Genomic DNA, 2,200 nt, shown 5'->3' on the forward strand with positions numbered 1-2,200 from the left:
GGCAGCTCATCAAGCACCACAAAGGCTGCAGGAACCATGTAATCTGGCAGGGACGCCGACAAATGTCCCCGCAATACCCCCGCAAGGCCTACAATCTCGAATTTCGACGGATTGTTGGCAAAATCTGCGTACTCTCCGGTGACAGGATGCGGGAGATAAAGGTCCTTTAGCCTACTCCAATTCCCCGGCAAAAAGAGAACGTCCAATTCCCCGTATGGAGAATTATGCGCCCAGGTTGCGACGACACGATGCCCTGTCGCTTCTCCGAGCGAAACCAAGGACTCGACATGAATGGGATCGGGACCAATATTGTTGATATAGTTGGAGACTTCGGGTTCACCGCAATCCGCGATGAGAGATAGATCTTTATACAGATATACATTCGGGACATTGCAAAGACGAAATCCATTCGGATGTCTTGCGGCGACGGCAGGAATAGAAGCGCTGCTATCGACATCATTGCCCCAAGAAACTTTGGGCAGTTGCGCCGCAGAGTATGCCTGTACAGCGCCTTTTCTTATAACGGCGTCATAACGATATCGACTGAGCTCGTTGGAAGCTAAGCCTCGCTTGATTCGAATATCAACTCCGGAAATTCCAGAGATAACATCTTGCAGCGCGAGAAAGAAACGCGGGGCCAGCAAGAGTTCTTTCTCAAGCAAAAGACGTCGCTCGACAGCTGAGCGGACTGACGCAGGCGGAAGCTTCTCTTTTGTATTTGTCAGCTCGATGGCGGTAGAAAAACACCGATGTAAAGGCAGGCTACGGATATCGCCTATGAAAATTGCGCCTTCGGGACCCAGTAGATCCATCGCCTGGCGGATGACATCGACAAGATACTGCGGGGTCGGGAAATACTGCGCGACCGAGTTGATCACAACTGTATCAAATGAGCCTGCTGGCAGCCCATCGACGACATTTGCTTCCTGACAACGAACATGGGTGTGGCTTGATAGGCTCGGCATTACAGCAATCTGATCCCGCAGCCTGTCAATAATCGCCTGGGAAAAATCGATCCCCCAATATTCTGTGCACTTCGGGGCGAGGTGCGAAAGGAGCAACCCTGTGCCAACTCCAATTTCCAGGATCCTTTGAGGCTGAAGATCCAGAATTCTGGCGACCGTCGCGGTGCGCCATTCTTCCATTTCATCCAATGGGATCGGCTGACCATCATAGCTGCTATTCCAGCCATGAAAATCATCCCCAAAAGGAGCTGGTGATTCTGGCTTGTTTTCTTCCTCGTAGACTTCTTGCCATCCAGCTACCGTTTGACTCTCACGCTCCACATCCCGGGCTGATTGCGATGCTGGCACGACATAGGCGATGAGCCTTTTGTCGCTCGAGGCATCCTCCCGTGCGACGACGACTGCCTCACGTACCTCAGGATAGGCCGTCAATTGCGCTTCGATCTCGCCGAGCTCGATCCGGTATCCGCGGATCTTGACCTGATCGTCGTTGCGGCCGAGAAACTCGAGATTGCCATCCGCCATCCAGCGCACGAGATCCCCGGTCCGATAGACCCGGGCGTCTGGAACCTTGCTGAACGGATCGGCGATGAACCGCTCTGCCGTCAGCTCGGGCCGGTTCAGATAGCCGCGAGCGACACCGGCTCCGCCGATCCACAATTCCCCGGGGACACCGACAGGGCAAAGCCCGCCATGGGCATCAACGACATAGACATGCGTGTTCGACATCGGACGCCCGATCGGGACGGTCGGCCCCCTGAACGTCGCCTCGCCATCCTCAAGCGGATAAGCGCATGCCGTTACGGTAGTCTCCGTTGGGCCATAGAGATTGAAGACCTTGAAGTGCCGCCGGCTTGAGCCGAAGGCCTTGCTGGGCAGCGCCTCGCCTCCCGCAAGAACCAGGCGAAGCGCGGGCAGCCGGTTCAGATCCTCAACGAAAGTTCCGGCAAAATAGGCTGGGGTAAGATTGGCGATGGAGACAGAGAACCTGCGCATGTTCTCGATCAGTTGATCCCCGCCCCATATCTCGTTGGCGCGAACAATCAGCGTGGCGCCGGCCCATAGCGACAGAAACGTCTGCTCCGCGGACGTGTCGAAGCTGAAACTGGCCAGTTGCAGAACCCGATCGGACGAATTGATCGCATATCTGGCAACGCCGTCTTCGACGTCGGCAACCAGGCTACGGTGTTCGATCATGACGCCTTTAGGCTTTCCGGTTGAACCGGAGGTGTAGA

1 protein-coding gene is annotated in these 2,200 nt (G+C 55.4%); it reads right to left on the reverse strand.

Annotated elements, in window-relative coordinates:
• Positions 1-2,162: AMP-binding protein (locus tag A6U86_RS29295; RefSeq protein WP_244510126.1), on the reverse strand; the 2,162-nt coding region annotated here is incomplete at its 3' end.
• Positions 2,163-2,200 lie beyond the last annotated feature (38 nt).

The sequence above is a fragment of the Rhizobium sp. AC27/96 genome, assembly GCF_001692325.1.
Classification (GTDB): Bacteria; Pseudomonadota; Alphaproteobacteria; order Rhizobiales; family Rhizobiaceae; genus Rhizobium.